Source organism: Amycolatopsis sp. CA-161197, from assembly GCF_050942255.1.
Taxonomy (GTDB): domain Bacteria; phylum Actinomycetota; class Actinomycetes; order Mycobacteriales; family Pseudonocardiaceae; genus Amycolatopsis.
Genome location: NZ_CP192059.1, coordinates 3,306,547 through 3,330,374, shown reverse-complemented (window position 1 = coordinate 3,330,374; position 23,828 = coordinate 3,306,547). Strand labels below are relative to the sequence as shown.

The window sequence follows — 23,828 nt, the reverse complement described above, 5'->3', positions numbered from 1 at the left end:
CGCCCCGACGGCAGCCCGTGGCGGAGGCAAGCACCCTCGGCGCCCGGCGCGTGCGCGACGGTGAGGTGCTTCACCTTGTGCCACGGGGCACAGACCGGCCGGAACTCGAGTACGACGACCTCGCGGCGACGGTCACGGCCGCCGCCGCGCGCACCGGCCGGCCGCGGGCTCCCCGGCACTCGCGGAGGCTGGGCCTGGCGGGCGCCGGCGTCAGCGCGAATCCCACGGCCGGCGCCACACGCAGAAGTCTCACCGGGGCATGGTCGCTCCCGGCGCAAGACGGTGGCGGCCGCCGGCCGGAAGCGGTCAGCGCGTCCACTCCTCCACGCGCACCCCGAGCAGCTCCGCCGCCACGCGCAGCTCCCGGCGCCGGTCGCCCGGGACGGCGTGGATGTGGTTGGCGCCGAACCCCCGCAGGAACACCGGCGCCTCGACGTCCAGCCGGGCGAACGCGTGCGGCCATTCCGGTGTGGACCGAGCGGCCAGCGCCGTGTTGGTGGCGTCGTCGTAGCACTCGAACTCGCCCAGGACCAGCTGCAGCCGATAGGCGCCGTCGAACCGGGTCAGCCGTGCGAGGGTCATCCGCCCCGGCGCCGCGAAGTGCGCCACGGAAGCTCCACCGGCCGGGAAGAAGAACACCGACGGATACAGGTGCACGCGGCTGAGGTTCTCCACCGGATCGTCGCTGCGGGCGGCGAACCACGTGGCATGTTGTCCGGAATTGCACAAATCCCACACGTCACGATCGGGATGGTGGTGCCGGACGTCCGCGAACAGCACCGGGGTGCCCGTGATGCGGTGCATCAGCTGCATCGTCATCGCACCGTCCATATCGGACTCCGTGGCGGTGACGTGGACGGCCTTGGGCCCGTTCCAGTCGTACGGGTCGTTGAGCAGCGCCTCCGCCACGTCCATCGTCGCGAAGTTCTCCGTCAGCTCGGGCTGGGCCTTGATGCCGGAGAAGTCCAGGTGCCGCTCGGCCGCGAGGTCCCGCACGGCCAGGTACGCCCGGATCTGCCGCTCCAGCAACGCCGGCGTGAGCTTCTCACCGTCATAGTGGACGGTCGCGAACCGCTCCAGCCATTCGCGTCCGCGCGCGGCCTCGGCGGCGTCGGCCTTCTCCGCGCGCAGCACGAGCTCGTACTGGTCGATCTCCTCGACGTCCACCCCGAACTGCCGCATCCACTCGTCGGTGTTGGCGACGGCCGTGTTCATCCCCATCGGCCGCCCGCCGAACCGCCCGAACGTCGAGCCGCGCAGCGACGCCACGGCACCGGCCGCCCGCGCGTGCACGCCGACGTCGTCGATCAGCGCCGGGTCGTCCGGCGCGCCCCACAGCCGGGTGTGCCGCCGGCCGATCTGGTCCAGCGCCCCGCCCGCGGCGAGCATCCCGACGAGCCCCGGCTCCGCCGGATCGGCCGACGCGACGAGCAGCAACGGCGTCGTCGTCGCGTCGGCTGCCAGCATCGTGAAGTGCGGAAAACTCCACACGGCGTAGTAGAACACCGTCACGTCCACCGAAGCCGCGGCGACGGACCGGGCGGCCGCGGTCGCCGTGGTGTTGGTGGCCACGAGCCCGCCGCTGATCACGTCGTGGCCGGCGGCCGTGAGGGCGGCGCTGAACGCGTCCACTTTGGACCTGATGAACCCGGTGTTGCGCCGGTGCACGTGATCGCGACCGTCGGAGATCGCGATGATCCCGATGCGCGTCATGAGCCGTGGTTGAGCTCTGCGTAGACCTGCGCGGCGTTGTCCTTCGTGATCTGCCGCGTCTGCAGGGTCTGCGTCTTCTGGACCTGCCCGCAGTCGACGAGCAGTTTCTTCGCCGCGGCCACGGCTTCCGCCCCGCCGGTCGGGTAGATGAACGTGGCCGACAGCCGCCCGGCCTCCACCGCCTTGATGCCGCCCTCCGGCACGGGCAGCCCGTCGATGCCGACGATCGGCAACGTCGCCTTGCCCGCGTTCTGCGCCGCGAGCCGGGCACCTTCGGCCATGGGGTCGTTCTCGGAGAAGATCGCCTGCGCGTCGGGGTGGGCCTTGAGCAGCGCGTCGGCCTGCTGCTGGCCCTTGTCGCGCAGCCAGTCGGCGTCGGCCGTCCCGACGATCGTGATGCCCGAGCCCGCGATGCCCTCGGCGAAGCCGTCGGCGCGTTCCTTCGCCGGCGTCGAACCCGCGAGGCCTTTCAGCTCCACGATCTTCCCGCCTTGCGGCAGCAGGTGCTGCTTGAAGTACTGGCCGGCCTGGCGCCCGATGTCCACATTGTCTGCTCCGATGAACGACGTGTACGCGTCACCGTCCACTTTGCGGTCGAGCACCAGCACCGGAATGCCCTGGTCGTAGGCCTTCTTGACGACGCTGGTGAGCGGCGTCGCCTCGTTGGGACTGATGATCAGCAGGTCGATCTTCTGCGTGAGAAACGTGCTGACCTGCTCCACCTGCTTCGAGTTGTCCTGCGCGGCGTCGGCGAAGTTGACCGTGAACTGCGGGATCGACGCCGCCGCCTTGCGGATGTCGTCGTCCATCCGCACGCGGTAGGGCTCGCCGAGGTTCGCCTGGCTCATGCCGATGGTGAACTTCCCGCCCGGCCCTTTGCACGCCTGCGTGGCGGGCCCGGCGCCGGACGACGCCCCCGGCGCGTTCTCGTGCGTGGTGCCGCAGGCCGCGGCCACGAACGCGACCCCGGCGACCGCGAGCGCCGGCCCGCGGCGAGTGGTGGTGGACATGTGAGCTCCCCTTCCCTGGCCAACGTGGCTACGGCCCGGCCTGCGCGCGGCCCGGACGCAGCCGTTGCAGCCCGGCGGCGAACACGATCACCACGCCGACCACGATCAGCTGCACGTTGGAGTCGATGTTGTTGAGCTGGAGGATGTTGTCGAGCACGCCGACGAGCAGCGCGCCCGCCACGGTGCCGAGCACGGTCCCGCGCCCGCCCGAGAGGCTGGTGCCGCCGATGACGACGGCGGCGATGGCGTTGAGCTCGTAGCCGCTGCCGTCGTTGGGGCCGCCGAAGTTGAGCTGTCCCGCGTGGACGATGCCGGCGAGCGCGGCGAGCAGCCCGCAGATCCCGAACACGAGCACCTTGACCCGCACCACGGGCACGCCGGAGAGCCGCGCGGCCTTTTCGTTGCCGCCGATCGCGTAGATGTGCCGGGAGAACGCGCTGAACCGCAGCAGCACCATGGCGAGGGCGGCGACCACGACGAAGATGAGGGCGGGGATCGGGACGGTGCCGTTGAACGTCCGCTCCCCCAGCAGCGAGAACGGCACCGGGGCCTGGCCGGGGCCGTCGCCGTAGGTGATGGACACGCCTTCGCCGCCGGACCACATGCGGGCGAGACCGCGGGCGATCTGCATGCCGGCCAGGGTGACGATGAACGACTGGATGCGGAACCGGGCGCTCGCGACCCCTTGCACCAGGCCGAAACCGAGGCCGAGGGCGAGGATCGCGAGCACGGCGGGGACGAGGGCCCAGTCGTTCGTGGTGAGCAGTTCGGCGACGCCGACGGACGCGAGGCCCAGCACCGAGCCCACGGACAGGTCGATGCCGCCGACGAGGATCACCAGCGTCATGCCGACGGCGAGGATGCCGATCTCGGAGATGGCGCGGACGACGTTGAGCAGGTTGTCCGCGCCGAGGAACACGAGTTCGCCGTCGTTCGAGGGGGAGAACACGATCGCGGCGGCGAACACCACGACGAGCCCGAAGACGCTCTGGAACCGGAACAGCGTGGCGAGCACCGTGCGGCCGGTCACCGGACGTCTCCCATGGAGGCGGCGAGCAGCTCGCCTTCGCCGGCGAGGGCGGTGTCGAGCTCGTGCACGGTCTTGCCGCCGCGCAGCACCACCACGCGGTCGCAGACGCCCACGAGCTCGGCGGGTTCGGACGACGCGAGGAGGATTCCCACCCCGGTTTGTGCGACTTCTCCCAGGATCCGGTAGATCTCGGCCTTCGCGCCGACGTCGACGCCTCGGGTGGGTTCGTCGAGCAACAGCAGATGTGGTTTTGTGAGCAGAGCGCGTCCGAGAACCACCTTCTGCTGGTTGCCGCCGGACAGCGAGCCGACCGGGTCGGCCAGTGTGCGAAGTTTGACACCGAGCTGTTCGGCCGAGGTCTGCGCGGTTTCGCGCTCCCGGCCGGCGGAGACGATGCCGAAGCGGGCCAGTGCGTCGACGATGGAGAGGACGGTGTTGGCGAGGGTCGAGTGGTCGAGCGAGAGGCCGGAGATCCGGCGGTCCTCGGGGACGAAGGCCACGCCGTTGCGGAGCGCGTCTCGTGGGGACTTCGGACGGTATTCCTTGCCGTTGAGCCGGATTTCGCCGCCGGTGATGGTTCCGGGGGACGCGCCGTAGAGGGTTTCGAGGAGTTCGGTGCGTCCTGAGCCGAGCAGGCCGGCGACCCCGACGATCTCGCCGGCACCGACGCTCAGGCTGACCCCGGCCGGTTCGCGGCGGCCGGCCTTCGGGGTGACGACGAGTTAGTACTGCAACGACACTTCGTGATGGCCGCGTCGTCGGTAGTGGCTAGTACGTGCTCGGGCTTGGCTGGAGCGTCGCCATCGTGACCAGTGCATCGCATGCTGGATTGTGTGGCGGATCGGTGCGGTGACGCGGTTGAGCAGTTTGCGGATTTCGTTGGACGTGAGCGGTATCAGACCGGGTGCGGATCCCCTTTTTTCGCGGCGTCTCGGGTGATGACGAGGAATGCCGCCGCCGCCATGGAGAGGGTGATGTGCCGATACCATGCTTGGTATCGGCGGACCTGGTAGTGGTCGAGCCCTGTTTCGTTCTTCGCGGTTTGAAAACTTTCTTCGATTGCCCAGCGGGTTCCGGCGACGCGCACCAGTTCTTGGAGGTCGGTTGCGGCGGGGCCGAAGCAAATGTAGTAGGCGATCTCGGTGGGGTCGCTGACTGAGCGGCGGGCCAGCAGCCAGTGGCCGACTTCTGGTCGGCGCAGGGGGCGGATGTCGACGGCGGCCCAATCGTAGATCCGTTGCCCGTGGGCGCCATCGCCGCAGGACAGACGTTGCCAGGTGGCCGGGTCGACGTCCGCGATGACGGCGTGGACACGCCGCTGCCGCAGATCCATGGAAATCACCATCTGGGACTTGGGCACTGCGAGCACATGCGCGATGTCGTGTTCTTCCAGCCAGAGCCGTAGCCGCCCGACCTGCCCATAGGCTTCATCGGCGGTGAACCATGCAAACGGGATTCTCGCGGCGAGCGCGCGTTCCACCATCAGTTGTGCCAGTTCGGGCTTGGTCGCGAATCCGACGTCGTCGGGAATACCGGCTGCAGCGCACCTTCCCCGATCCGCGATCCACTCTTTCGGCAGGTACAACTCGCGATCGATCAAAGCCCGCCCCCGATCCGAGGCGTACGCCAAGAACACGCCGATCTGCGAATTCTCGATCCGCCCAGCCGTGCCCGAATACTGGCGCGCCACGCCGGCGGATTTCGTGCCCTTCTTCACGAATCCGGTCTCGTCGGCGATCAACACGCCACGTTCGGCGTCCCCGAGCACGTCGACCACCGCAGTGCGCACATCATCACGCATGCCCTCGGCGTCCCAGGCGTAGAAGTTCAGCAGCCGCTGCATGCCCTGCGGACCCGTCTCACCGGCCATCTCTGCCAGGGTCCAGCCGTTCTTGCGCTCGGCTTCCGCCAGCAGCCCCCGCAGGTAGGAAACCATTTGCCGCCGCGGCTCCACCCGCGAAAACCGCTCCGCGAACCGCCCCGCGAACGCAGCGAAACGCGCCGACCAGTCCGTCACCATCTCCAGCACACAAGATCAACTACACGACCGTCGAACCCGAGCCTAACCGACACGCCGGTCGATTCATAACGAAGTGTCGTTGCAGTATTAGAGCTTGTCTCATGTGGTTAGTTTTCGGAGTTTCTTCCAGCAGGTCACGGCGGCTGCGAGTTGAAGGAAGGCGAGGAAGTGTGCGGCTTTGCGTTCGTAGCGCAGGGTGAGACGTCGGTAGCCGGTCAGCCAGGCGATCGTCCGTTCGATCACCCACCGGTGTTTGCCGAGTTTCTCGGCGGATTCGATGCCCTTGCGGGCGATCCGCACGCCGATGCCTTGGGTTCTGACCCAGTGGCGCAGCGCGCGCTGGTCGTAGGCCTTGTCTGCATGCAGCTTCGCCGGCCGGCCCCGCCGGGGGCCGCGACGGGACTTCACCGCCGGGATGGCCATCACCAGGGGTTTGAGTGCGTGTGAGTCGTGAGTGTTCGCGGCGGAAATCGCGACCGTGAGCGGCAGCCCGCCGCGATCGGACAAGACGTGGATCTTCGAGCCCGGCTTGCCCCGGTCGACAGGGCTGGGACCGGTCAGAGATCCCCCTTTTCGCGCGAACACAGGCACCGTCCACGATCGCGCGACTCCAGTCCAGCAAGCCCCTGCTCCCGAGTTCGTCGAGGAGGACATGGTGCAGCTCGCGCCAGAGCCCAGCCTCGGTCCACTGGGCGAAGCGGCGGTGCGCGGTCTGGAACGGCACCCCGAACGACGGCGGCAGGTCCCGCCACGCGCACCCACTGGTCAGCACGTACACGATCGCCGTGAACACCTGCCGCGGTTCCAACGGCGCTGTTCCTCCGCCCTGGGGACGCGCCACGAACACCGGGATCAACGGCTCCACCAGGTCCCACAGCTCGTCCGGCACCAGCCGCAACGACAAACGATCAACCACAACCAAGATCATGACGCATCAGTCGTTGATCACCACGTAAGACACGCTCTTAGTCGATTACCAGAACGTGTTCACCTTCGGACGGTTTGGTTTCGGTGGTGAACATCTGCTGCACCGGCCGGCCCACCATCGCTTCGGCGACCTGCGAGGCCGTCAGCTCGCGGGCGGCAAACTCGGCGACGACTTCGCCATTGCGCAGCACCGTCGCCCGGTCCGCGACGCGTCCGATTTCTTCCATGCGGTGGGAGATGTACACCAGGGCCACACCGGCTGTGCGCAACTGGTCGATCACTGCGAACAAGCGCTCGACTTCGCGGGGGGAAAGCGCCGAGGTGGGTTCGTCCATGATCAGGATCTGTGCGTTCAGCGACAGCGCTTTCGCGATGGTCACCAATTGTTGTTCGCCCGTGCGCAACCGCTCGACCGGCGTGGTGGCGTCGAGGTCCACACCGGACTGTTCGAGCAGGGCTTTCGTCTGGCGCACCATGCGCTTGCGGTCGAGCACGCCGTAGCGGGTGTGCGGCTCGCGACCGAGGAACACGTTCTCCGCCACGGACAGCGCCGGCACGAGGTCGAGCTCCTGGTGGATCATCGCGACGCCGGCGCGCTGCGCGTCGGCCGGGCGGGCGAACCGGACCGGCACCCCGCCGATCCGGATCGCCCCCTCCTCGGCGGCCACCTCTCCGGAGAGAACCTTCATCAGGGTGGACTTGCCCGCCCCGTTCTCCCCGAGGAGCGCGTGCACCTCCCCCGCCCACACGGTGAAATCCACCGAACGAACTGCACGCACTCCGCCGTAGGCCTTGCTGACGCCGGCCAGCTCGACCAGCGCGACGCCGTCGTCGCCCATCCCCCCCGATCCCACCGTTCGAGAAATCGATTACCAGCGAAGGTAAGGGGGCCGCCGGGGTGTGTCAAGGGTCACTGGACAACCAGCTGAAAACGAGAGAAACCGGACCAGGTGGAGCGCGGATGTGCGGAAATCTTCGACTGAGTGGGGCAATCCGCTGCTCCGCTCAGTCCAGGACCTGGCCGGTCAGGTCACCGGCGACGGAAGGACATCCGCGGGCCGGAAAACGCAGCCCGCGACCACGTCGACACACGCCCGTCGGCCGGCTGCAACGTTCAACAGCAGACGCCGATCAATCCCCCACCCCACTCGGAAAATCGACCACCGCGGCACGCTCCGGCTCCCCCGCCAGCAGTCGCGTCCACACCGGACTCGTCGTGAAGTGGTTGTCGAACTGCTCCTGCGTGGCGAGCACCTCGGAGGAGTCCGCCGCACCCCGCCGGATGCGGTCGCCCAGGCGGAAGTAGTCGAAGCGGTTCTCGCCCGGGGCCTTGACGATCAGCACGTCGGCGCCGGACTCGGGCAGGGTGCCCCAGGCGTGCACCACGCCCGGAGGGACCAGCAGGTAGTCGCCGGTGGTCAGGACCACGATGTCGGCTCCGACGAGCACGCGGAGGCGGCCGTCGAGCAGGTAGAACATCTCCGGCGCGAGCCGGTGGTAGTGCGGTGGCGGACCGTCCACGCCCGGGCCCAGCGTCGTCCGCACGACGTTCATCACGCCGCCGGTGTCGGCGGCGTCCGCGAGCAGCCACGTGCGGTTCGACTCGGCGCCCAGCACCTCGGCGGCAGCACCCCGGACCAGTACCGGTTCATTCATCCCGATCGACCTCCTCGAAAGCCTGCCAAGATAATACGGCGCCGAACTATTCGAAGTCAAAGCAAACCGGCAGGGTTGAACAACCGGTGACGATCACGCACCGTCCCGGCGACAACCTCGGCCACGCTCCGCACTCTCGCCGTTTCCCCAGTGCGCACACCGTAGGTTTGCCGGGTGGTTTGTGGCAGACCTCGCGCGAAACGTGTCCCCGGCGGTGTGGCCTGGGCAACTTTTTGGCGGGTTCCCACAATGCAGCGGCTCCGGCATGCGCCATGCACGACATTGGTGTACCCGCCGGTAAGGGAGCAGGGTGTAAGCGAAGACAGGCGACGATCCGGACACGGACGTCGCCTGCTGCGCGTGGGTACTTGGGAGGCTCAGTCCGGTGTTCAGTCGTGTCGCCATCGTGAACCGCGGGGAAGCCGCAATGCGGTTGATCCACGCTGTCCGAGATCTTTCCGCGGAGACCGGTACACGGATCGAGACGGTCGCCCTTTACACGGACGCGGACCGGTCCGCGACGTTCGTGCGGGAGGCCGACGTGGCCTACTCGCTGGGGCCGGCCTCGGCGCGCCCGTACCTCGATCTCGCCAAGCTGGAGAAGGCGCTGGTCGAGACGAAGGCCGACGCCGCGTGGGTGGGCTGGGGCTTCGTCGCCGAGGACCCGGCGTTCGCGGAGCTGTGCGAGAAGGTGGGAGTCACCTTCATCGGGCCGAGCGCAGACGCCATGCGCCAGCTCGGTGACAAGATCGGCGCGAAGCTGATCGCCGAGGAGGTCGGCGTCCCGGTGGCGCCGTGGAGCCGCGGCGAGGTCGCGACGCTCGAAGACGCGCTGGCGGCCGGTGACAAGATCGGCTACCCGCTGATGCTCAAGGCCACCGCGGGCGGCGGCGGGCGCGGCATCCGCAAGGTGTCCTCGGCCGACGAGCTCACCGACGCCTACGAGCGCACCAGCCAGGAGGCACTGCGCGCGTTCGGCAGTGGCATCGTGTTCCTGGAGCGCCTGGTCACGGGCGCCCGCCACGTCGAGGTCCAGGTGATCTCCGACGGCGAGACCGCGTGGGCGCTGGGCGTGCGCGACTGCTCGGTGCAGCGGCGCAACCAGAAGATCATCGAGGAGTCGGCGTCGCCGGTCCTCTCGCCGGCGCAGACGGCCGAGCTGAAGTCCTCGGCCGAGCGGCTCGCGGTCAAGGTCGGCTACCGCGGCGCGTGCACCGTCGAGTTCCTCTACCACCCGGGCGAGAAGCTGTTCGCGTTCCTCGAGGTGAACACCCGCCTGCAGGTGGAACACCCGATCACGGAGATCACCACCGGCACTGACCTCGTGCGGCTGCAGCTGCACGTCGCGTCGGGCGGCAAGCTCGAGGGCGAGCAGCCCGCCGAGCTCGGCCACGCCGTGGAGGCGCGGCTCAACGCCGAGGACCCCGACCGCGACTTCGCCCCGTCGCCCGGCCACATCGCGCGGCTGCTGCTGCCGGCCGGCCCGGGCATCCGCGTCGACACCGGCGTGAGCGAAGGCGACACGATCCCCGCCGACTTCGACTCGATGATCGCCAAGATCATCGCCTACGGCCGCGACCGCGACCAGGCGCTCGCCCGCCTGCGCCGCGCGATGTCCGAGACCACCGTGATCATCGAGGGCGGCGCCACCAACAAGAGCTTCGTGCTCGACCTGCTCGACCAGCCCGAGGTGATCGACGCCAGCGCCGACACCGGCTGGATCGACCGCGTCCGCGCCGAAGGCCGCCTGGTCACCAGCAAGCACTCCGCGATCGCGCTCGCCGCCGCGGCCATCGAGGCCTACGAGGACGAGGAAGAGATCGCCCGCGTCCGGCTCCTGTCGACCGCGCACGGCGGGCGTCCGCAGGTGCAGTTCGAAAGCGGCCGTCCGCTCGACCTGAAGCTGCGCGGCGTCGCGTACCGGGTGAGCGTCGCGCGCATCGGGCCGAAGCGTTTCCGCGTCGGCATCAGCGGCGGCGGCGACGTGCACCCGGCCGACGTCGAGATCGAGCGCTTCGACTCCCACAGTGGCCAGATCACCGTGAACGGCACGCGCTTCCGCCTCGTCGCCGCCACCCACGGCCCCATCCACCTGGTCGAGGTCGACGGCATCACCCACCGCGTGAGCCGCGACGAGGGCGGGGTCGTCCGCTCCCCCGCGCCCGCGCTGGTGGTCGCGACGCCGCTCTCGGTCGGCGACGAGGTGGACGCGAACGCGCCGATCCTGGTGCTGGAAAGCATGAAGATGGAGACGGTGCTGCGCGCGCCGTTCCGCGCCCGGGTGCGAGAGCTGCCCGTGTCGATCGGCAGCCAGGTCGAGACCGGCGCCGCGCTGATGCGCCTCGAGCCGCTGGCCGACGACGAGGACGCGGCGGAAGCCGCCGACGCCGGCGAGACCGTGGAGATCGAGCTGCCCGCCGAGCCCACGGCCGCCTCCGCCGCCGACCGCGCGGCCCGCGGGCTGCAGGACCTGCGCGGCCTGCTGCTCGGGTTCGACGTCGACCCACACGACCAGCGCCGCACGCTCGCGGGCTACCTCGCCGCGCGCGCCGAGCAGGGTGCTTCGCGGCCGCTGGCCGCCGAGGTGGAGCTGCTGGGCGTGTTCGCCGACCTGTCGGAGCTCACGCGCAACAAGCCGGCCGGCGAAGACGTCAGCCCGGCGAGCCCGGTGCACAGCGCCCGTGAGTACTTCCACACGTACCTGCAGAGCCTCGACGTGGAGCGCGCCGGGCTGCCCGAGACGTTCCAGGCCCGCCTGCGCCGCGTGCTCGGCCACTACGGCGTGGCCGACCTGGAGCGCACGCCGGAGCTGGAGGAGGCGGTCTTCCGCATCTTCCTTGCCCAGCAACGGTCTTCGTCGGACGTCGCGATCGTCACGGCGCTACTGCGGCAGTGGCTCACGGAGGCACCGCCGACCGGCGACCTGCGCGAGGAGGCCGGCCTGGCGCTGGAGCACCTCGTGGCCGCCACGCAGGTGCGCCACCCGGCGGTGAGCGACTTCGCCCGCGGTGTGGTGTTCCGCTGGTTCGCCCAGCCGCTGCTGCGCCGCGCCCGCGCGGAGGTCTACGCCGAGGTCCGCCGGAGCCTGAAGTACCTCGACCACAACCCGGACGCGCCGGACCGCGCGAAGCTCATCGCCGGCATGGTGTCGAGCTCCGAGCCGCTGGTGCGGCTGCTCGGCCAGCGCATCGACCGGCCCGGCACGGATCCCGCGCCGTTGCTGGAAGTTCTCACCCGGCGTTACTACGGCAACAAGAGCCTGTCCGAAATCGAACGGCGCGAGGTCGCCGAGTGTGTGTTCGTCACCGCGGAGCACGCCGAGCCCGCGCGGGTGGTCACGACGGCCGTCGACTTCGCGCGGCTGCCCGCCGCCGTCCGCGCCGCGGGTGAGCTGGCGAGCGACGCCGGCAGCTACGCCGTGGCCGACATCTACGTGACGTGGGCCGACCAGCCCGACTCCGACACGATGGCCGCGCGGCTCGGCGAGGTCCTCGCCGCGCAGCCGCTGCCGGAGGCGATCACGCGCGTCACCACCACCGTCGCCGGGGGCGGCGGGGCCGTGATGCACCACCACTTCACGTTCCGCCGCGGTGGCGACGGGTTCGCGGAGGACCGGCTGATCCGCGGCCTGCACCCGCGCGTCGCCGAGCGCATGCAGCTGGAGCGGCTGCAGGAGTTCGACCTCACGCGCCTGCCTTCGGCCGACGAAGAGGTGTACCTGTTCAAGTGCGTCGCGCAGGCCAACCCGGCCGACGAGCGGCTGGTCGCGTTGGCGCAGGTGCGTGACCTCACGCCGCTGCGCGAGGCCGACGGCCGGCTCGTGTCGCTGCCCGCGGCCGAGGACACGCTGGCCGCGTGCCTCGACGCGATCCGCAACGTGCAGGCGCAGCGCCCGGCCCGGAAACGCTTCGACACCAACCGGATCGTCGTCTACGTGTGGCCGCCGAGCGACCTCACCATGGACGAGCTGAACCTGCTCGCCCAGCGCGTGCTGCCGTCGACGGCGGGCGCGGGTGTGGAGGAGATCCAGTTCCTGGCACGGCGGCGCAACCCGGAGACGGGCGAGCTGACCGAGCTGGCCGTGACGATCCGCAGCGAGGCCGGCTCGGGCGTGCGCCTGTCGGTCGGCGAGCCGTCGCAGGAGCCGGTGCAACCGCTGGACGACTACCGCCAGAAGGTGCTGCGCGCGGCGCGACGCGACACTGTGTACCCGTACGAGCTCACCGACCTGCTCGCCGGCGGGGGCACGTTCACCGAGCACGACCTCGACGACTCCGGCGCCCTGGTGCCGGTCGAGCGGCCGAAGGGGCGCAACAAGGCCGGGATCGTCGCGGGGGTCGTCTCGACGCCGACCGAGCGGGTGCCCGAGGGTGTCACGCGGGTGGTGCTGCTGGGCGACCCGACGAAGTCCCTCGGCGCGCTCGCGGAGCCGGAGTGCGCGCGGGTGATCGGCGCGCTCGACCTGGCCGAGCGGATGCAGGTGCCCGTCGAGTGGTTCGCGCTGTCGTCCGGCGCCAAGATCTCCATGGACTCCGGCGTGGAGAACATGGACTGGATCGCGGCGGCGCTCAAGCGGATCGTCGAGTTCACGCAGGACGGCGGCGAGATCAACATCGTCGTCTCCGGCATCACCGTCGGCGGCCAGCCGTACTGGAACGCCGAGGCCACGATGCTCATGCACACCAAGGGAATCCTGGTCATGACGCCGGATTCGGCGATGGTGCTCACGGGCAAGCAGTCGCTCGACTTCTCCGGTGGTGTGTCGGCCGAGGACAACTTCGGCATCGGCGGCTACGACCGCGTGATGGGCCCGAACGGCCAGGCGCAGTACTGGGCGCCGAACCTGGCGGGCGCGCGCGACGTGCTGATGTCGCACTACGACCACACCTACGTCGTGCCGGGCGAACCCGGCCCGCGCACCGCGGTGACGGCGGACCCAGTCAGCCGCGACATGTCGGACTTCCCGCACGCGATCGTCGGCAGCGACTTCACCACGGTGGGCCAGATCTTCTCGGCCGAGCACAACCCGGACCGGAAGAAGCCGTTCGACATCCGCACGGTGATGCGCGCACTGTCCGATCAGGACCACCCGGTGCTGGAACGCTGGGCCGGCATGGCCGACGCGGACACCGCGGCCGTGCAGGACGTCCACATCGGCGGGCACCCCGTGTGCCTGCTCGGCATCGAGTCGCGCTCGGTGCCGCGCCGCGGCTTCCCGCCCACCGACGGCCCGGACACCTACACCGCGGGCACCCTGTTCCCGCGTTCGTCCAAAAAGGCCGCCCGCGCGATCAACTCGGCCAGCGGCAACCGTCCGCTGGTGGTGCTGGCGAACCTGTCGGGCTTCGACGGCTCCCCCGAGTCCATGCGCAAGCTGCAGCTGGAGTACGGCGCCGAGATCGGCCGCGCGATCGTCAACTTCGACGGCCCGATCGTGTTCACCGTGATATCCCGCTACCACGGCGGGGCGTTCGTGGTGTTCTCCAAGGCCCTCAACCCGAACATGACGGTGCTCGCCCTGGAGGGCTCCTTCGCCTCCGTGCTGGGCGGCGCGCCGGCCGCCGCGGTCGTGTTCTCGGGCGAGGTCAACACCCGCACGGCGAACGACCCGCGGGTCTCCGCGCTACAGGCCCGCCTGGGCGAACTCAGCGGCGCCGAGCGCGCGGCCTGCGCGGCCGAACTGGCGGAGGTGCAGTCGTCCGTGCGCGCCGAGAAGCTGGGCGAAGTGGCCGCCGAGTTCGACCGCGTGCACAGCATCCAGCGCGCCGTCGAGGTCGGCTCGGTCGACGCGATCGTCAGCGTGGCGGACCTGCGGCCGCGGATCGTGGAGGCGATCGAGCACGGGTTGAAGCGCTGAGGTTTGTGGGAGACGCCGGGCCCTGGGTGGGGTCCGGCGTTTTTCTTTGTCCTCAGTAGACGGAGGTGCGGCAGCCGGACGCGAGGGCGGCACTTCGGGCTCGCCGAGACGCGGTGCCTTGCGGGTGCGGCCTCGGCCGGGCGCGGGCCTTCGCCCCTCAGTGGTGCCGCAAGCCGTGCGCACCACCAAGGCGGATCGGTGCGGCCGTTCGAGGTCCGGCCGGGTTGTGCTCAGTAGACGGAGGCGAGCAGCTCCTCGACCTCGGCTTGGTGTGGTGGGCGGGGAGCGTTTTTCGTCACCGCATCGGCCAAGGCGGTTGCGGCCAGGGTGGGCAGGTCGGTGCGGGTGAGGCCGAGGTCGCGGAGGGGGCGTTTGAGGTGGACGGCCGTGGAGATCGCGTGGACGGCGTCGAGGGCGGTGGGCGCGCCGAGGGAGGCGGCGACCTGGGCGTAGGCGGTGGCCGCGAAGGGGGCGGTGTAGGTCATGACCTCCTCGAGGACCGCGGCCAGCGCGACGCCGTGCGGGGTGCCGGTGCGGGCGGTGATGGCGTGGCCGAGGCCGTGGACCAGGCCGAGGCCCGAGCGGGTCAGGGCGTGGCCCGCGAGGTGAGCGCCGAGCATGAGGTGGGAGCGGGCTTCCAGGTTGGCGCCGTCGCGGTAGGCGGTGGGGAGCCAGGTGCCGACGAGGGTGAGGGCGCGGGCGGCGTCGGCGCGTGACGTGGCGTCGGCGCCGAGGGAGGCGAGGGATTCGACGCCGTGGACGAGGGCGTCGAGGCCGGTGGCGGCGGTGATCGGGGCGGGGAGGCCGAGTGTGAGCTCCGGGTCGAGCACGGCGATGCGCGGGCGGACCGAATCGTGTCCGATGTAGACCTTGCGGCGAGCGCAGACGTCTTCCACCACGCCGAAGCCGTTGGTCTCGGCGCCGGTCCCGGACGTCGTGGGCACGGCGATGATCGGCAGTCCGTCCGAAGCGGACCACAGCGTGTCGGCGTCGGCGGCGAGGGAGCCGGGGTTGCCGGCCAGCAGTGAGATGCCCTTGGCCGCGTCCAGCGCGGACCCGCCGCCGAGGGCGATCACGACGGGCGCGCCGTGCTCGCGCAGGCGGGCGGCGCCGCGGTCGAGCTCCGTCGTCGCGGGGTTGGGGCCGATGTCCTCGTGCACCACGCATTCCACGCCGGCGGCGGAGAAGATCTTCTCCACGCGCCCGACGATGCCCGTCGCGCGCAGGCCGCGGTCGGTCACCACGAAGACCCGCGATCCGCCCAGCTCGGCGGCGAACTCCGGCAGCCGTTCGACGAAGCCGGGCCCGAACTCGGTCCGCACCACCGTGCCCCTTTCCCGTTCGAGGTGGACAAGTCGACAACTCAGGCGAGATCGAGCCAAGTGGTCTTCAGCGCCGTGTATGCGTCGAGCGCGTGCAGCGATTTGTCGCGCCCCGCACCGGTCGCCTTGAACCCGCCGAACGGGGTGATGACGTCGCTCGCGTCGAACGCATGCCGGACAACGGGTCCACGAACCCGCCGGCGATGAAGGGCCGGGTCTCAGGGGTCAGGTTGCGCGCTGCGGCGAGCCAGTCTTCGTAGGTCAGATCCGCCATCGGTCCACCGCCTCCTCGTCGAGTTCGACGCCGAGCCCGGGCCGCGGTGGCACGGTGAGCTCGCCGCCCGGGGTGATCGTCAGGGGTTCGGCCAGCATGAAGTCGCGACGCTGCGGGGTCCAGCCCGGCGGGTCGTACGGGAACTCCAGGTACGGGCCGGCGCCGACACCCGCGGCCAGCGCGAGGTTCGCGAGCAGGCCGATGCCGTTGGTCCAGCTGTGCGGGGTGAACGCGCGGTGCTTCAGCTGCGCCACCTCGGCGAGGGTGCGGGCGCGGTGCATTCCCACCGCGAGCACGGCGTCCATTTGGTAGACATCGAGCACGTCCTGTTCGAGATAGCACAGCAGGTCGGGCACGGAGTGGTGCATTTCTCCCGCGACGATGCGAAGTCCGGGGTTTTCCGAACGCAGCGTGCGAAAACCTTCAACATCGGCGTAGGGCAAGGGTTCCTCGACCCAGAACACGTCGAGCTCGGCCAGGCGGCGCACGAGCCGGCGGGTCGCGGCGAGATCGGTGGCGGGCGCGGTGTCGCCGGCCATGCGCCAGGACTGGTTGAGATCCACCATGATGTGAAAATTCGAACCGAGAGCATCACGCACGGCGGCGGCGGTCTCCACGCCCTCGTCGACGCGGTCGCGGTCGATGCGGATCTTGAGCGCGCGGAACCCCGCTTCCCGGGCCTGTTGCGCGGCTTCGACGCGTTCGGCCGGCGGTTTGAGCTCCGCCGAGGAAGCGTAGACGGGCAGCGACCGGGCGGAGTTCCCGAAGAGCGTGGCGACGGGCAGGCCCGCGACCTGGCCGATGACGTCCCACAGCGCGGCTTCGAGCGGCCAGTAGCGGCCGCCGTGGAAGTTGGCCGTCTCGATGGCCTTGACGTGGCGGACGATGTCGAGCGGATCGGTGCCGACGAACAGGTGCTCGACGGCTTCGAAGCCCGCCATCGTGTCGCCGGAGCCGATGCCGGTGACGCCTTCGTCGGTGCGGACGCGCACGATCGTGGCGTCGAAGTGCCGCCGGGGCTCGGGGTCCCACGCCGCGTGCAGCGGGGGGTCGAGCGGCAGGCGCAGGCGGTCGAGGGTGATCGCGGTGATCTTCATCGGCTTCGACGCTACGAGCGCGCCGGGCGGGCCGACAAGGGTGCGCGGGACATCGCAACGTGTGTTGCGCTCAGGCCAACTCGGTTTAGGGTTCGGCCATGACTGCGTCGGGGTACGGCCTGCGCCGCGACCTCGACCTGCTCGAGGCGCTGGCGTCGGCCGAGGCCCAGCGCGCGGGCGGCCTCGGCGTGGTGCGGCTGGCCGCGGTGACCGGGCGCGAGAAGAGCCAGGTTTCGCGCGCGCTCAAGGCACTGGCCCTGGAAGGCGTGGTCGAGCGCGACCCCGACACTCTCCGCTATCGCATGGGCCGGCGTCTGTTTTCGCTGGTCGCGCGCAGTGCCGAGGACCGTCTCGTGCGGGCCGCCGAGCCCGTGATGCACTCGCTGTCGGCGGATCTGGAGGAGACGAGCCACCTGTGTGTGCTGCGCGACCGCGAGGTGCTGACGCTGCTTTCGGTGTCGGGGCACTCGTTCCGCGTCCACGAATGGGAGGGCCGCGGCGTCCCGGCCGATCGCACCTCCGCCGGGCGCGTACTGCTGTTCGACGCGACGCCGGACGAGCTCTACGTGCGCTTCCCGGACCACCCGGCGCTGCCCACGTTGTGGACCACGATCCGGGCCGCCCGTGACAAGGGGTTCGCCCGGGTGGTGGAGGAGTTCGAGCCCGGGCTGTCCGGCGTCTCGGCTCCGGTGCGGGACTTCCGGGGTCGGGTGGTGGCGGCGTTGAACATCTCGGCGCCGCACGCGCGAATCGGTTCACGGCTGGACGAGGCCGGGGCCCGGACCGTGGCGGCGGCGGATGTGGTTTCGGCGCACCTGGGCTGGGAACCGGAACCCCCGCCGGGCCGGATGACCTGAGGTGCACCGGAGTCTCGGCGGTGGCATCGAACCCCGGAGGGTGCTTCGATGCCGGGCAGTTGTTTCGGGGCAACGGAACGAACCGGCACCGCGCGCCGGTCAGGCCGGTGGCGGGTGTCGATGCGTCACCACGAGCGGCAGGCGACCAGGACCGGGTCGAGCGTGACCCGGTCCTGGTGCCGGCGTGGCGGACGGGCGCCGAGTCCAGTGTGGACTCGACGCCCGTCCGGCGGTCAGTCTTCGGAGTCGTCCTGGTCTTCGGCGAGGAGGGCGTAGAGGCGGCGGCGCGCGTCGGCGAGGATCTTGCGCATCTCGGCGGCCTGGGAGTCGGTGCCGGTGTACGCGACCTGGCCCGCGGCGGCCCAGAGGTCGCCGAGCTGCTTGTGAAGGGCGGCGAAGCGGTCGGCGGCCGGGTCGTCCTCGGGAGCGTGGGACGCCCAGAGCGCCGCGAACTCCTCCTCGCGGCCCGCGACGTGCTCGCGCCCCGCCTCGGTCAGCTGCGCGACGCGGCGGCCGCCTTCCTCGGCCGAGCGGACGAGACCCTCGTCCTCCAGCTGCTGCAGAATCGGGTAGATCGAGCCCGGGCTCGGACGCCACTCTTCGTTCGAGCGGCGGCGGATTTCCTGCATGAGCTGGTAGCCGTGCATCGGACCTTCGGCGAGCAGGGCCAGCACCGCCGGGCGCACGGGCCGCGCCGGTCCCCGTGACCCGCGGCCGCCCCACTGACGGCCGTCGAACCAGGCGCGCGGACCGCCGGGGCCGCCCGGGAAACCTGGTCCGCCTGGGAAACCTGGTCCGCCTGGGAAACCCGGTCCGCCTGGGAAACCCGGTCCACCGGGAAACCCGGGCCCCGGCGGAACCGGCGGCATCGGCGGCGGCGGAGGAAAGCCGCCCGGCCCGCGCGCCGCATCGGGCGCAAAGCCGAAGGGCTCACCGGGGCCGTGGTGGGGGCCGGGCCCGTGATGGCCGCCGAAGAACTCGGGGGCGCCGGGGCCGTGGTGCTCGAATGCGTGGTGCTCGCCGTGGCCGGGGGCGTGGTGTTCGAAGCCGAAGTGGGCAGTGTGGTGGTGGCCGTGGCGCTCGGGGCCACCGAAGCCGCTGAACATGTGGTGGGCGCCTGCTGTCCTGGTCATGAGAATCCCTTCGTGTGCTATCGCCGACATAGCCACGATATATCGGCACACTATCGTCGGCAACCCCGCAGGTCAGAGTGTTGAAGGGTGACTTTGAGGCCGTCCGGGCCACAGATCGGCGCTCGCCGGCGTGCGGATCAGCATGGTGATCCGCACCGGTGGGTGCGCCCGGCTGACGGGTCGCGCGTTGGACGCGAGCGGCGAAGGGGCAGCCGCGGCGGAACCGGCCTTTTCCGTGCTGCCCGAGAGCCGGGCAGCACGGGAAGGGCCGACCCGTACTACTGCACGCTCGTCGCCGGCGCGGTGGTGGCCGCTTCGCCGCCGAAGCGGATGGACTTGGCTTCCTTGCCGACGGCGGTCAGCACGGCGACGCCGACCAGCGCCGGGATGACTGTCCACAAGAGAGCGGCCGAATAGCCCTGCGACTGGGCGATGGCTTCCTGGATCGGCAGGTTCAGCGCGGCCAGCAGGTTGCCCAGCTGATACGTGACGCCGGGGTAGAAGCCGCGGATCGCGTCGGGGGACATTTCGGTGAGGTGGGCCGGGATGACGCCCCAGGCGCCCTGCACCATGATCTGCATGAGGAACGACCCGAGGGCCAGCATGCCGGCGCCGTGGTCGAAGGCGAAGATCGGGATGATCGGCAGGCCCAGCACGGCGGCGCTGACGATGGTCACACGCCGCCCGAAGCGTTCGGACAGGGCGCCGAACGTGAGGCCGCCGATGATCGCGCCGATGTTGTAGATCACGGCGATCCACGTGCTCGTCGACGCGCTCAGGCCGGCGCCGCCGTGGTCGGTGGACTTGAGGAACGTCGGGTACACGTCCTGCGTGCCGTGGCTGAGCCAGTTGAACGCCGTCATCAGGATGATCAGGTACACAAAGCGGCGGATCACCTTGCCGTTGAGCAACACGTCCTTCACCGACGTGCGGGTGACCCGCATCTTCTCCTGCGCCGCCTCCCACACCTCGGATTCCTTGACGCGGGCGCGGATCAGCAGGCTGATGAGCGCCGGGAACACGCTCAGCACGAAGATCCAGCGCCAGTCCAGGTCGAGCGCGGTGTGGAACAGCAGGTACGCCAGCGCGGCCACGAGGTAGCCGCTCGAGTAGCCGGCCTGCAGCACGCCCGAGAAGAACCCGCGCCGCTGCACCGGAATCTTCTCCATGGCCAGCGCCGCGCCCAGGCCCCACTCGCCGCCCATGCCGATGCCGTAGACGAACCGCAGGATCAGCAGCACGGTGAAGTTCGGCGCCACCGCGCAGAGCACGCCGGCGACCGAGTACAGCAGCACATCCACCATCAACGGGATCCGCCGGCCGACGCGGTCCGCCCACAGCCCGAACACCAGCGCCCCCACCGGCCGCATCACGAGCGTCGCCGTGGTGATGAACGCGAGCTGCGTCGCCGTCGCGCCGAAGGACTTGTCCTTGGCGATGTCGGCCAGGATGAACACGACCAGGAAGTAGTCGAACGCGTCCATGGTCCACCCGAGCCAGGCGGCGATGAACGCGTTGCGCTGGTCGGAGGTGAGTTTGGGTTTCTTGCCCGCCGTGGCATCCTGCACCGGAGTCCCCCTGCTCGTTGGTGAGTTTCGAGGTGTCGCCGGTGTTGGTCTACACCTGAGTGAGTGACCGGGCAACCGATGTGGTTTGGCGGTTTTGGTGTCATTCAAGGGGTTTGCGCGGATTCCGGCACGGCCGGAGCAGGGCACGCGACGATCGGGAAGACGCTCGTCACAGGTGAAACGGGCAGGTGGTCAGAGAGAAACGTGCGAGCTCACGTGGTTGCCGACATCGCGGGCCCACGTGCGGATTCGCGCCCAGTCACGGAAATCGCCAGCACGGGACCCACGCGCCATCAGCCGCGGCAGAATCCCCCGGACGAGCGCGGGGTCCAACCGCCCGCCGAACGTGGTGGTGCGTTCCGCGTCGATGCTCGCCGCCAGGAGGGCCACGGACGCGGGCAGGCTCACGTGCACGAGGGACGCGCCGGGGCCGCACGGGCCACTGTGGAAGAGCCAGACCTGGCGTTCACGCAAGGCTTCCACGTTGCGCTCCAGCAACCGCACGGCCGACGGGCGCCAGCGCGAGTAGTACAGCGCGCTCCCGACCACCACGGCCGCATAGCCCGCCACGTCGGCGACGTCGGCCGCGTCCCGCGTGTCCACGGTGTGGCCGAGGGCGCGCAGCTCCTCCGAGACCACCTCGGCGATCTCGCGGGTGCCGCCGTTCTTGCCTGCGTGGGCGACGAGCACTGCGGTCATGTCCCCATTGTCCGCCCTCCGCGGACCGTCGGCGCCCCCAGTTCGCAGGGATCCGCCGAACGGCTGTTCTCATTGACCAGGGAGCAGGAACGCCGGCCGCGTCGCGGGGTCGGGTTCGTCGTAGTAGCGGTGGAAAACCGGGGTCTGCGCGCCGGAAAGCGGTGGCACGAGCCAGCTCCAGTCGGCCGGGCACGAGCGGCCCGCTCGCTCCTCGCGCTCGAGGTGCGTCAGGAACCGCTGTGACTCCGAGTGGTGGTCGGCGATGGTGACGCCCGCTTGGTCGAACGAATACTGCACGGCCAGCGTCAGCTCCACGAGCGCGCGGTCGCGCCACAGCGTGCGGTCGTCGTCCGTGGCCAGGCCCATGAGGCCGGCGATGACGGGGAGCAGGTTGTAGCGCGCGACGTCGGCGAGGTTGCGCGCGCCGATCTCCGTGGCCATGTACCAGCCGTTGAACGGCGCCGCGGAGTAGCGCACGCCGCCGATCTCCAGCGGCATGTTGCTGATGGCGGGCACGGCGTGCCAGCGCAGGCCGAGGCCGGCGAACCAGCGGTGGTCCGGGTGCGTGAGCGGCACCTCCAGCACGGCGTCGGCGGGCAGGCCGAACAGCTGCGGCGAACCCGGTTCCGCCTCGACGAGCAGCGGGAGCACGTCGAACGAACCGCGCCGCTCGGGCGGGCGCCAGCCCAGCTCGCGCACGGTGTCGGTGAACTCGACGTACTGCGGATCGCCCAGCACGGAGCCGTCTTCGAGGCGGTAGCCGGCGTAGCGGATGAGCTGGTCGTTGTGGATGCGCGGGCCGGGCGTGGTCGGGCTGTCCGGCGCGAACACCGTGAGCGTGGGCCGGATCCGGCCGCCGCGGGTCGCTTCGCGCAGGTGCGTGACGCATTCGGCGGCGACTCCCGCGGCGTCGCGCACGTCGCGCCGGTCGCGCACGCGCAGGCCGCGCCAGTAGAGCCGGCCGATGCAGCGGGCGGAGTTGCGCCACGCCACGCGCGCGCCGTGGGCCAGTTCGGCGTGGGTGTGCCGGTAGGAACCGGTTTCGGCGATCTCCTCCTTGATCTGCGCGAGCCGCTCGTCGACGCGCAGGCCGGGCACGGCGGCTTCCGCGTGGCAGAGCCGGATGAATTCCTCGGCCTCGCCGTATTCGACGGTTGTCACCCTTTCGGGCGCCAACGGTGCGTCGAAATTCACTCGCATGGACGCAATGGTCACCGGGCTACTCCACTGGCAGAAAGCACAACCCGCGACACGCAGGCAAGACCCACTGTTCCTCCGTCATTCGGTGCTGATCCGAGCCGGCGGCGACAAATCCCGTAGCCCCAAGGGTTTCGCCAGAACGGGAAGCGTACCCGAAGCGGCGTTCCAGGCAACCGCCGAATGTGCCGGGCACCGCCCGCGAAATGCGGAATTCGCAGGTAGGCGGCGGTGCTGCGGGCGCGGAAATAATTGCGTCACCTCGACCTTGCACAATGTGTCCGGAAATTGATCACGACCTGGAAGCGGTTCCGTGATCACTTGGCGGTAAGGTCGGTGCGACGGCGGGAGGGGTGTGATCGTGGCCAGGCAGCGGATCCCGGTGGTCCTCGTCACGGGGTTCCTCGGCTCGGGCAAGACCACGATGCTCAACCACCTGCTCGCCAACCGCCAGGGCGCACGGGTCGGCGTGGTGGTCAACGACTTCGGCAGCGTGAACATCGACGCGCTCGCCGTGTCCGGCCAGGTCGACACCATGGTCTCCCTCGGCAACGGCTGTCTCTGCTGCGCCGTCGACGCGAGCGGGCTCGACGCGATGCTCGGGCAGCTGTCGAGCTCCGAAGCCGGCATCGACGTGATCGTGGTCGAGGCCAGCGGCATCGCCGAGCCGCGCGACCTGCTACGGCTGATGATCGCGAGCGAGAACCCCGACATCCGCTACGGCGGCCTCGCCGAAGTCGTCGACGCCGCGGAGTTCGACAGCACCCGCGAACGCCACCCCGAGCTGGCCGACCACCTGCGCATCGCCGACCTGGTCGTGGTCAACAAGGCCGACCGCGTCACGGCCGACGAGCTCGCCAAGCTGACCGCGACCGTCGAGGAGTTCGCGCCGGGCGTGCCGGTGCTGGTGACCGACCACGGCCGGGTGGACCCGGAGCTGTTCTTCGACCCGAAGCCGCGCGAACGCTTCGGCCAGCTGTCCTTCGACGACCTGCGCGAAGACGACCACGACCACTCGCAGCACCTCCACGCGGCCTACGAGAGCGTCACCTTCACCGCCGACCGCCCGCTGTCGCCGCGGCGGCTGCTGGCATTCCTCGAACAGCGCCCGCCCGGCCTCTACCGCGTCAAAGGCCACGTGGACCTGGGCCCGCGCGCGCGGTTCGGGCTGCACACCGTGGGCGCGTTCATCCAGCTCGACCGCTCCCCCTGGCCCGCCGGACGGCCACACCGCACCGAGCTCGTGCTGATCGGCGCCGGCCTCGACGCCGACGACGTCACGCGGCGCCTCACCGAGTGCGTGGCCGAAGCCGACGAGATCGACGAACGCGGCCTGCTGCGGATCTTGCGTTACCTCAACGAACCGGCGCCTGACCAGGCAGAAGAGTCTCCAGAGGACTGAGCGCGCCACGCCGAACACCGCCAAACGCACGGATTCCCGCACCGCGCGACGGAAGATGGCTGTGAC

The 23,828-nt window shown here is 70.3% G+C and carries 17 protein-coding genes; 3 read left to right on the top strand and 14 right to left on the bottom strand.

Annotated elements, in window-relative coordinates; all coding sequences use genetic code 11:
* Positions 1–306: 306 nt before the first annotated feature.
* The 8 genes from ACQPXB_RS15915 to ACQPXB_RS15880 all read right to left on the bottom strand — a co-directional run bounded on the left by ACQPXB_RS15915 (position 307) and on the right by ACQPXB_RS15880 (position 8,356).
* On the bottom strand, positions 307–1,713 hold the full coding sequence (locus ACQPXB_RS15915) for an L-fucose/L-arabinose isomerase family protein (RefSeq protein WP_432852674.1): 1,407 nt from the start codon (positions 1,711–1,713) through the stop codon (positions 307–309).
* The gene (locus tag ACQPXB_RS15910) at positions 1,710–2,723 is read right to left on the bottom strand and encodes a substrate-binding domain-containing protein (RefSeq protein ID WP_432852671.1); all 1,014 of its coding nucleotides are present in this window, start codon (positions 2,721–2,723) and stop codon (positions 1,710–1,712) included. Before ACQPXB_RS15910 ends, ACQPXB_RS15915 begins: the two co-directional genes overlap by 4 nt.
* A 28-nt stretch (positions 2,724–2,751) precedes the next feature.
* Complete coding sequence (locus ACQPXB_RS15905) at positions 2,752–3,753, bottom strand: ABC transporter permease (protein WP_366586393.1); 1,002 nt, start codon at positions 3,751–3,753, stop codon at positions 2,752–2,754.
* Positions 3,750–4,427 carry an ATP-binding cassette domain-containing protein gene (locus ACQPXB_RS15900; protein ID WP_432856661.1) on the bottom strand — a complete coding sequence of 226 codons (678 nt, stop codon included), beginning with the start codon at positions 4,425–4,427 and terminating at the stop codon, positions 3,750–3,752. The genes ACQPXB_RS15905 and ACQPXB_RS15900 overlap by 4 nt, the downstream gene beginning before the upstream one ends.
* 221 nt (positions 4,428–4,648) lie before the next feature.
* Complete coding sequence (locus ACQPXB_RS15895; protein ID WP_432856633.1) at positions 4,649–5,773, bottom strand: IS701 family transposase; 1,125 nt, start codon at positions 5,771–5,773, stop codon at positions 4,649–4,651.
* Positions 5,774–5,872: 99 nt separating this feature from the next.
* A protein-coding gene (locus tag ACQPXB_RS15890; protein ID WP_432845802.1) for an IS5 family transposase occupies positions 5,873–6,689 on the bottom strand; the annotation gives its coding sequence in 2 pieces (ribosomal slippage) (positions 5,873–6,347 and positions 6,346–6,689; 819 coding nt in all).
* Between the two features lie 49 nt (positions 6,690–6,738).
* Positions 6,739–7,539 (bottom strand): ATP-binding cassette domain-containing protein, encoded by an 801-nt coding sequence (locus ACQPXB_RS15885; RefSeq protein ID WP_432852668.1) that lies wholly within the window; start codon positions 7,537–7,539, stop codon positions 6,739–6,741.
* 292 nt (positions 7,540–7,831) lie between these two features.
* Positions 7,832–8,356, bottom strand: a complete 525-nt coding sequence (locus ACQPXB_RS15880) for a cupin domain-containing protein (protein WP_432852665.1) — start codon at positions 8,354–8,356, stop codon at positions 7,832–7,834.
* A 385-nt stretch (positions 8,357–8,741) separates the two neighbouring features.
* Between ACQPXB_RS15880 and ACQPXB_RS15875 the strand changes: the two genes are divergently transcribed.
* A complete protein-coding gene (locus tag ACQPXB_RS15875; RefSeq protein WP_432852662.1) occupies positions 8,742–14,213 on the top strand; it encodes a biotin carboxylase N-terminal domain-containing protein in 5,472 nt (1,823 codons plus the stop codon).
* 230 nt (positions 14,214–14,443) lie between these two features.
* Here ACQPXB_RS15875 and ACQPXB_RS15870 read toward each other — a convergent pair whose 3' ends face one another.
* Positions 14,444–15,535 (bottom strand): iron-containing alcohol dehydrogenase family protein, encoded by a 1,092-nt coding sequence (locus tag ACQPXB_RS15870; protein WP_432852659.1) that lies wholly within the window; start codon positions 15,533–15,535, stop codon positions 14,444–14,446.
* Between the two features lie 261 nt (positions 15,536–15,796).
* Positions 15,797–16,906: a mandelate racemase/muconate lactonizing enzyme family protein gene (locus ACQPXB_RS15865; RefSeq protein ID WP_432852656.1), complete on the bottom strand. Its 1,110-nt coding sequence runs from the start codon at positions 16,904–16,906 to the stop codon at positions 15,797–15,799.
* Positions 16,907–17,004: 98 nt separating this feature from the next.
* On the opposite strand from ACQPXB_RS15865, the gene ACQPXB_RS15860 reads away from it, so the two are divergent.
* Complete coding sequence (locus tag ACQPXB_RS15860; RefSeq protein ID WP_432852653.1) at positions 17,005–17,763, top strand: IclR family transcriptional regulator; 759 nt, start codon at positions 17,005–17,007, stop codon at positions 17,761–17,763.
* Between the two features lie 233 nt (positions 17,764–17,996).
* On the opposite strand, the gene ACQPXB_RS15855 is transcribed toward ACQPXB_RS15860, so the two are convergent.
* The 4 genes from ACQPXB_RS15855 to ACQPXB_RS15840 form a co-directional block, all read right to left on the bottom strand.
* Positions 17,997–18,449: a PadR family transcriptional regulator gene (locus ACQPXB_RS15855; protein ID WP_432852650.1), complete on the bottom strand. Its 453-nt coding sequence runs from the start codon at positions 18,447–18,449 to the stop codon at positions 17,997–17,999.
* Between the two features lie 725 nt (positions 18,450–19,174).
* On the bottom strand, positions 19,175–20,464 hold the full coding sequence (locus ACQPXB_RS15850; protein ID WP_432852647.1) for an MFS transporter: 1,290 nt from the start codon (positions 20,462–20,464) through the stop codon (positions 19,175–19,177).
* Between the two features lie 192 nt (positions 20,465–20,656).
* Positions 20,657–21,163: a flavodoxin domain-containing protein gene (locus ACQPXB_RS15845; RefSeq protein WP_432852644.1), complete on the bottom strand. Its 507-nt coding sequence runs from the start codon at positions 21,161–21,163 to the stop codon at positions 20,657–20,659.
* 69 nt (positions 21,164–21,232) lie between these two features.
* The gene (locus tag ACQPXB_RS15840) at positions 21,233–22,363 is read right to left on the bottom strand and encodes a nitric oxide synthase oxygenase (protein WP_432852641.1); all 1,131 of its coding nucleotides are present in this window, start codon (positions 22,361–22,363) and stop codon (positions 21,233–21,235) included.
* A gap of 358 nt (positions 22,364–22,721) precedes the next feature.
* Here ACQPXB_RS15840 and ACQPXB_RS15835 point away from each other — a divergent pair, with 358 nt between their 5' ends.
* Positions 22,722–23,762, top strand: coding sequence for a CobW family GTP-binding protein (locus ACQPXB_RS15835; RefSeq protein WP_432852638.1), 1,041 nt, complete (start codon positions 22,722–22,724; stop codon positions 23,760–23,762).
* Positions 23,763–23,828 lie beyond the last annotated feature (66 nt).

What these genes read in the sequence shown, in the direction of transcription:
- ACQPXB_RS15840 (WP_432852641.1), bottom strand. Translation starts at nt 22,363, where the DNA reads ATGCGAGTGAATTTCGACGCACCGTTGGCGCCCGAAAGGGTGACAACC.
- ACQPXB_RS15885 (WP_432852668.1), bottom strand. Translation starts at nt 7,539, where the DNA reads ATGGGCGACGACGGCGTCGCGCTGGTCGAGCTGGCCGGCGTCAGCAAG.
- ACQPXB_RS15860 (WP_432852653.1), top strand. Translation starts at nt 17,005, where the DNA reads ATGACTGCGTCGGGGTACGGCCTGCGCCGCGACCTCGACCTGCTCGAG.
- ACQPXB_RS15895 (WP_432856633.1), bottom strand. Translation starts at nt 5,773, where the DNA reads ATGGTGACGGACTGGTCGGCGCGTTTCGCTGCGTTCGCGGGGCGGTTC.
- ACQPXB_RS15915 (WP_432852674.1), bottom strand. Translation starts at nt 1,713, where the DNA reads ATGACGCGCATCGGGATCATCGCGATCTCCGACGGTCGCGATCACGTG.
- ACQPXB_RS15910 (WP_432852671.1), bottom strand. Translation starts at nt 2,723, where the DNA reads ATGTCCACCACCACTCGCCGCGGGCCGGCGCTCGCGGTCGCCGGGGTC.
- ACQPXB_RS15880 (WP_432852665.1), bottom strand. Translation starts at nt 8,356, where the DNA reads ATGAATGAACCGGTACTGGTCCGGGGTGCTGCCGCCGAGGTGCTGGGC.
- ACQPXB_RS15865 (WP_432852656.1), bottom strand. Translation starts at nt 16,906, where the DNA reads ATGAAGATCACCGCGATCACCCTCGACCGCCTGCGCCTGCCGCTCGAC.
- ACQPXB_RS15845 (WP_432852644.1), bottom strand. Translation starts at nt 21,163, where the DNA reads ATGACCGCAGTGCTCGTCGCCCACGCAGGCAAGAACGGCGGCACCCGC.